We start from the raw sequence: 6197 nt of genomic DNA, 5'->3' as shown, positions 1-6197 counted from the left end.
CTGGCTCAGAGAACTCTTGTGCCTCTTCCTGATCCAGCTATCGCATACGCTTGCCTGTCCGCTCCCGCTCAATTCGGCTTCTTAACGGACGACTAAGCGGAATCCCGGATGTGGCAACAATCGCAATCGAACCGGCTTGTGGGGGACCATCCAGTCTGGAACGCGGAGGGCTCCGTCATGCGGCTGCCGGATTAAAAAGTGGCGAATGCCGTTATATTCCTACTCTCCGACTACAAGAACGGTATGACCAACGAGCGGGTGGAATGGAAAGACTACAACAACATCGAACGCCAGATTCCCGGCACTATGGCCCTGCTTCCGACGTGGGCGCCGAGAGTTGGGCAGTACTAGCTTTGTTAATCGAGACCTGTAAGCTCAACAGCGTTAGCGCCGAGCACTGGCTCTTCGACGTCCTCGCGAAGCTCGTCAATGGCTGGCCTGCGGCGCGACTGGACGAACTGCTTCCATGGGCCTCGACCTACACCATGCATGCACACGATCCCAGGCTGGCGGCGTGAGCCTCAACACGACCGCCGTCCGGATCAAGGTGACCCATAAGGAGGTGAAACCGGAGGTGATGCGATGCCTTGTCGTGCCGTTCACGCTGCGCCTTGATCGGCTGCATCTGACGCTTCAGGCGGCGTTTGGCTGGACGAATAGACATCTCTTCGAGTTCCTGCTGGAAGGACAGTGGGATGTGATTTTGATCCCCAACCTATCGATGCCCGCAAGGCGCGGCTCTGCGAGATCGTTCACGAGACGGGCGCCAAGACGATCCATTACCTCCATGACTTCGGCGACAGCTCGGATTATGTGATCAAACTCGCGAATGCTTCGACGACACGTCGACAGAGGGTCTGCCCTTCTTGCTCCAGGCCGCCGGCCGTTGTCCTCCGGAAGACGTCGGCGGTGCGCCAGGCTATGCTGAATACCTCGATGCCCTCCGCGACCCCACCATCCGGAGCACGAGTACATGTGCCTCTGGGGGCCCGAACACTTCCATCCCAACGTCATCGACAGCAAGGCGCTCGAAGCCGCCGACAACGCATTGTCGGAAACATGGAAGCCGCGCCTCGCGCGATCAAAATAGACATCAAGCGCCAACCAAAAAGGGGCCGCAGAGCTACGCTTAGTCTCGACGGACAAAGTCCCGCGATAAAAACTTGAGTATCTCCAAACATCCTTGATGACGGCGGCTTGTGACGGCGGGGCTTTTTGTGAAAGCTCAGCGCGCACACTATCTAGGATGGTAGTATCCTCGCTAGGGATTCGCCAATAATCGTTATTCCTACAGCAAGAAAGGTCGGCGCACCCCTATTATGACGATTCGCATTGGCACGAGGCCGACGCAGTCCACTTATGTCGTAACCGCTCACGAGTGGCTACTCCTGTTTGAAATGAGAAGTGGCCCAGTCGCGCCTGAAACAGAGTATCGGTTGCTGTTCATCGTCTCCTTCGTCTCGGGCGCTCGCTGGGCCGGCTGCGTGTGCCGCTCCATGCTAGCCGGCCCCCCTGCATTCAACCTCGGTGTCACGACACAATGTCAAGAAGATCTCTTGTTTTGCTCGAAAGCGCACTTAACGGTCGGCTGTACGTCCAAGCGGCACAGCGTCTTGGCCTGCATCCTATAATCTTATCGACCGATCCGAACCAGTATGACTATGTTGCGGCAATAGGCTGCGAGACAATCTGTGTCGACACAGAGAATCTTGACGCCATCATACACCAATGTAACAGGCTGAGACTGACGTCCGAGCTTGCCGGGATTACCAGCGCCCGGGAGTCAGTCTATGCGGCGGTCGGCAAGCTCTGCCAACATTTCGATCTGCCGGGCCCGAACCCCGGAGCGGTTGAAAGATGTTGCGACAAATTCGCTCAACGTCAGGTTCTCTCGGATGCCGGCATATCAGTACCTGCTTATTGCCTGGTAGCGAATGCGACGGAGATAGTGAGCTCCGTTGCGAAGATCGGATTTCCGCTGATCGTCAAGCCAGCGGTGGGCATCGGCGGCTTCGGTGTCCGATTGTGCCGCGACCTCGACGAGTTAGCCGAACATATGGCCTTTATCCTCGGTGAGAACCACACATCGCGGTCTGCCCCAAGGATACTGGTCGAAGAGTTCGCACAAGGTCCCCATTTCAGCGTTGAAGTAATGGAAAATGAGGTCATCGGGATTGGTGCCGCCGATTTCGGCAGCCAACCGCATTTTGTATGTCGTGAGTACATCTATCCCGCCCTGCTGAGTGAGGACGAGCATAGGCGCATTGCCGACGTTTCGCTGAGCTGTTTGCAAGCCCTCGGCCTTGGCTGGGGGCCCGCGAACATTGATCTGCGATGGACTAAGCTTGGCCCAGTCGTGATTGAAGTCAATCCACGTCTTGCTGGCACACCCAACTCTCAACTGGTCAAGCTGGCATACGGTGTCGATCTCGTAGCCGAGCACATTAAACTCGTGGTCGGGGAGCAATGCAATTTGCGCCGACGTCATTCGCACGTTGCGGGTGCGCGGATTTTAGTCCCTGATCGCGATGGCATCCTCAATGCCATCGGTGGTGATAGTCTGGCGGCTGCATTGGCAGGTGTTACGGAGGTCCGGTTTTCTGTTGAACCGAATACACCGATCGTCAGGAAAGGAGATTGTCGGGATAGGATAGGACATGTCATGGCCGCTTCGTCTAGTCTAGTTCAGACCAAGGCGATACTCCAACGTGCCGTGGACTTCATCGAGTGGTCGATTACACCATTTCCAGACCCTTAGCGAATCGAACAACAAATCTACGTGCTTCCTCCCAGCGCACGCGGGCGACAGTAAAATGATCATCTCTGAATGTTGGCTAGATACATTCCTTCGCAAACGACGCCGGTGCAGCCGACGGGCAGCGGGAAGCGCCGATCGTCGAGCGCATTCTGCATCGCCAAGCGTCAGGTACGATGGAAGACTATGAGCAGTTTAATTCCATGCCGATGCTCCTTCGCTTATGCAAGTCGACTATGGAGATGGACAAGCCTGCGCACTGCTTCCTGGTGCGGGTGACACTGCGCTTCTGACTGTAGCCGGCCGCCTTTCTCACAGCGGCGGCCCTACTCTTGCTAGTGTATTCGCCGGAAGTTGAACCGCCCCGGGTTTGCCGGAGGCCATTTGGTTTAAGCTATGCCGCCATAGCGGGTTGTTCCAGCATGGCGTAGTAGCGGCGCTCGGCTTCGGCCGGTGGGATGTTGCCGATGGGCTCCAGGAGCCGCCGGTTGTTGAACCAATCCACCCATTCCAAGGTCGCGAACTCGACGGCCTCGAAGCTGCGCCATGGCCGGCGCCGATGGATCACCTCAGCCTTGTAGAGGCCGTTGATGGTTTCGGCGAGAGCGTTGTCATAGGAATCTCCGACGCTGCCGACGGAAGGTTCGACACCAGCTTCAGCTAGGCGTTCGGTGTATTTGATCGAGACGTATTGGGCGGAGTCAAACGGTCGTCGCAACACTCGGAGGTTGGAGGTTGCGATGAACGTTGTAATGGGTCGATCGGCGCGGTCAGGACGAGCCCCATTGCCGTCGCCGGGACGGCCCTCTATTGCCGGGCGCGATGAACAGAATAAATTTTGGCGGGCGATTGCCGCTGGGTTAAGCAGCGAAGCTGCTGCACTCGAAGCCGGATTGTCACAACCTGTCGGAAGCAGATTATTCCGAAAGGCGGGCGGCATCCCACCAGCGATGTTCAGATCTTCGGCAAAGGCTCTCTCCGGGCGGTATCTCTCGTTGAATGAGCGCGAGGAGATCGCACTTCTCAAGGTGCAGGGCCATTCCCTACAGGAGATTGGACGTCGCCTGGGGCGGGCTGCTTCCACAGTCTCCCGTGAACTGCGGCGCAACGCGGCCACTCGCGGCGGCGGGTTGGGGTATCGGGCAATAACTGCCCAATGGCATGCAGATCGATCCGCCCGCCGGCCCAAGGCGGCCAAGCTTGCGCTCAATGCAACCTTGCGCACTTATGTGGAGGAGAGACTTGCTGGCGGTGTCGTTGCCCCGACCGGCGCTCCCGTTCCCGGTCCGGCCGTTCCGTGGAAGGGGCGGCGGCATGGCCAGCGCAAGGATCGGCGATGGGCCAAAGCCTGGAGCCCTGAGCAGATTGCCCGACGCTTGCCGATCGACTTCCCGGACGACAAGACGATGCGCATCAGCCACGAAGCTATCTATCAAGCCCTCTTCGTTCAGGGCCGTGGCGCGCTACGCCGCGAGCTGACGGCCTGCTTGCGAACAGGGCGTGTGTTACGGATGCCCAGAGCGCGCGTACGCAGGCGAGGCAAGGGCTTTGTCTCGCCGGAGATCATGATCAGTGAGCGCCCTGCTGAAGCTGCCGATCGAGCAGTGCCGGGACATTGGGAGGGGGACCTTATCCTCGGTGTTGGCAGCTCAGCAATCGGCGCGCTAGTCGAGCGCACGACGCGCTTCACAATGCTATTGCACCCTCCCCGGTTGGCGAGGCATGGCGAAGCTCCGCGCGTGAAAAACGGACCTGCGCTCGCGGGACACGGGGCCGAAGCCGTGCGCGACGCGATCACGCGCACCGTCATCACCTTGCCAGAAGAGCTGCGTCGCTCGCTAACCTGGGATCAGGGAGCCGAATGGCTCAGCACGATCGTCTCAAGACCGATGCGGGTATCCAGGTCTACTTCTGCGACCCGCAAAGCCCTTGGCAGCGCGGCACTCACGAGAACACCAACGGGTTGCTGCGGCCGTACTTTCCGAAAGGCACAGACCTGAGCATCCACAGCGCCGAGGAGATATCCGCTGTGGCAGCGGCCCTCAATGCCCAACCAAGAAAGACACTAGGCTGGAAAATGCCGGCGGAGGGGCTTGACGATCTGCTGTCATGAGTGAAAATAACTCGTGTTGCGACGACTGTTTGAATCCGCCCTGTACACCGCGATCGGAGTGATGGATCAACCCGGCCTGGGGCCGTTGCTGCTGGATCGCCATCGTCAAGGCTGCGGATGCGAGTTCGACCCGCATGTGATCCCGCATGGCCCAGCCGACGATCTTCCGGCTGAACAGGTCCATGACGGCCGCGAGGTACAGCCATCCCTCCGCGGTCGGGATGTAGGTGATATCAGCGAGCCAGACCCGGTTCGGGGCCTCCGCCGTGAAGTTGCTTGCGATCAGGTTCGGTGCGATCGGCAGGTCGTGACGGCTGTCGGTGGTGCGCACCCGGCGCGGCGGCGCCATGATGGCGCGGATACCGTGTCGTTGCATCATCCGCTCGACCCGGCCGCGGCTGGTATCGGGTCCCTGCGCCCGCAGGACGGCGTTGGACGCGGGAGCTGCCGTAGCGTCCGCTGCTGTCCCGATGGACCTGCCGGATCACGGCCAGGAGCGTGGCATTGGATTTTGCCCGCTCGCTCACCAGGCGCTCGCGCCAGGCACAATAGCCGGCCGGTGAGACCTCGAGCACGGCGCACATCAAGCGGACCGGATAGGTCGCGGTGGTCCTCGATGAAGCGAAAGCTCATGTCCGGGTTCCGGCGAAGATCGCGATCGACTTTTTTTAAATGTCGCGCTCCATGCGCAGCCGTTCATTCTCCTGGCGCAGGCGGGCGATCTCCGAAGCCTGGTCCGGCGGCATCGGCGCCGCCTGCGTGGTGGGGCGCACCGAGGGTTACAAGGGCAGCGGACTCGCCGCGATGTGGAAGTGCTATGCGGATCATTGAGCGACCTTAGTGCCGGCATTGAGCCGAACGGCCGCGACCGTAAAAGTTGATTCATGGCGGCGTTCAATGTGGCAGCGTTCCGACCGCTTGATGAATTCAAGAAAGACGTGGCCGAGTTTGCGCGGCATATGAAATCGGCGGCGCGATCGGACGGGTCATCTGGCGTGTTCTACCCCGGCGAGATCGGATATCTCCGCGAGCAAGAGCGCACTGCAAACGGTATCGAAATTTAGGATGCGACTTGGGACAAACTTTGCGCCCTCCTGCAGGAGTTTCGGCTTGCCAGCGAGCTCAACTTCGCCTGAACAGGAAATGACGCGGTTATGCGGCAACTGGGGATGGTGAGTTCCCTACAGGAGCAAGGCGAACCTGCAGCCGATGCTATCGCTGACGTTGCGGGCGGCCGAGATCGTGCTAGCCTCTTTGAGGCGCCAGTTCGCGCCTTGAGCTGCTTGGCCGAATCCCTGAGATACCGACCATTGAAACCGGTGCGGGCTC

Annotated in this window: 5 protein-coding genes and 4 pseudogenes; 7 read left to right on the top strand and 2 right to left on the bottom strand. The window is 59.6% G+C overall.

Annotation, left to right across the window (positions count from 1 at the left end; genetic code table 11):
- Nucleotides 1-320 precede the first annotated feature (320 nt).
- From ACIPUD_RS11780 to ACIPUD_RS11765, 4 genes and pseudogenes are all read left to right on the top strand, one after another.
- Nucleotides 321-518, top strand: a pseudogene (locus ACIPUD_RS11780) (transposase domain-containing protein); the annotation flags it as partial.
- Nucleotides 515-817, top strand: a complete 303-nt coding sequence (locus ACIPUD_RS11775; protein ID WP_446480699.1) for an IS1096 element passenger TnpR family protein — start codon at nucleotides 515-517, stop codon at nucleotides 815-817. The pseudogene ACIPUD_RS11780 and the gene ACIPUD_RS11775, both read left to right, overlap by 4 nt.
- Before the next feature lie 49 nt (nucleotides 818-866).
- Nucleotides 867-1133, top strand: a complete 267-nt coding sequence (locus ACIPUD_RS11770; RefSeq protein ID WP_446480698.1) for an IS1096 element passenger TnpR family protein — start codon at nucleotides 867-869, stop codon at nucleotides 1131-1133.
- A 407-nt stretch (nucleotides 1134-1540) separates the two neighbouring features.
- The gene (locus ACIPUD_RS11765) at nucleotides 1541-2758 is read left to right on the top strand and encodes an ATP-grasp domain-containing protein (RefSeq protein WP_446480697.1); all 1218 of its coding nucleotides are present in this window, start codon (nucleotides 1541-1543) and stop codon (nucleotides 2756-2758) included.
- 391 nt (nucleotides 2759-3149) lie between these two features.
- Here ACIPUD_RS11765 and ACIPUD_RS11760 read toward each other — a convergent pair.
- Nucleotides 3150-3452, bottom strand: a pseudogene (locus tag ACIPUD_RS11760) (integrase core domain-containing protein); the annotation flags it as partial.
- A gap of 43 nt (nucleotides 3453-3495) precedes the next feature.
- Between ACIPUD_RS11760 and ACIPUD_RS11755 the strand changes: the two are divergent.
- Nucleotides 3496-4868: pseudogene (locus ACIPUD_RS11755) on the top strand (IS30 family transposase).
- Nucleotides 4869-4908: 40 nt separating this feature from the next.
- Here ACIPUD_RS11755 and ACIPUD_RS11750 read toward each other — a convergent pair.
- Nucleotides 4909-5611, bottom strand: a pseudogene (locus tag ACIPUD_RS11750) (IS3 family transposase); the annotation flags it as partial.
- Here ACIPUD_RS11750 and ACIPUD_RS11745 point away from each other — a divergent pair.
- Both ACIPUD_RS11745 and ACIPUD_RS11740 read left to right on the top strand, forming a co-directional pair.
- Nucleotides 5553-5699, top strand: a complete 147-nt coding sequence (locus ACIPUD_RS11745; RefSeq protein WP_446480751.1) for a hypothetical protein — start codon at nucleotides 5553-5555, stop codon at nucleotides 5697-5699. The pseudogene ACIPUD_RS11750 and the gene ACIPUD_RS11745 overlap by 59 nt on opposite strands.
- A gap of 53 nt (nucleotides 5700-5752) precedes the next feature.
- Nucleotides 5753-5932 (top strand): Ldh family oxidoreductase, encoded by a 180-nt coding sequence (locus tag ACIPUD_RS11740; protein WP_446480696.1) that lies wholly within the window; start codon nucleotides 5753-5755, stop codon nucleotides 5930-5932.
- Nucleotides 5933-6197 lie beyond the last annotated feature (265 nt).

The sequence above is a fragment of the Bradyrhizobium sp. CAR08 genome (assembly GCF_052871955.1).
This window is presented reverse-complemented; position numbering and strand designations above follow the sequence as displayed.

Excerpts from the sequence above, each read along its gene's own strand:
- ACIPUD_RS11740 (WP_446480696.1), top strand. The coding sequence starts at position 5,753 with ATGGCGGCGTTCAATGTGGCAGCGTTCCGACCGCTTGATGAATTCAAG.
- ACIPUD_RS11745 (WP_446480751.1), top strand. The coding sequence starts at position 5,553 with ATGCGCAGCCGTTCATTCTCCTGGCGCAGGCGGGCGATCTCCGAAGCC.
- ACIPUD_RS11765 (WP_446480697.1), top strand. The coding sequence starts at position 1,541 with ATGTCAAGAAGATCTCTTGTTTTGCTCGAAAGCGCACTTAACGGTCGG.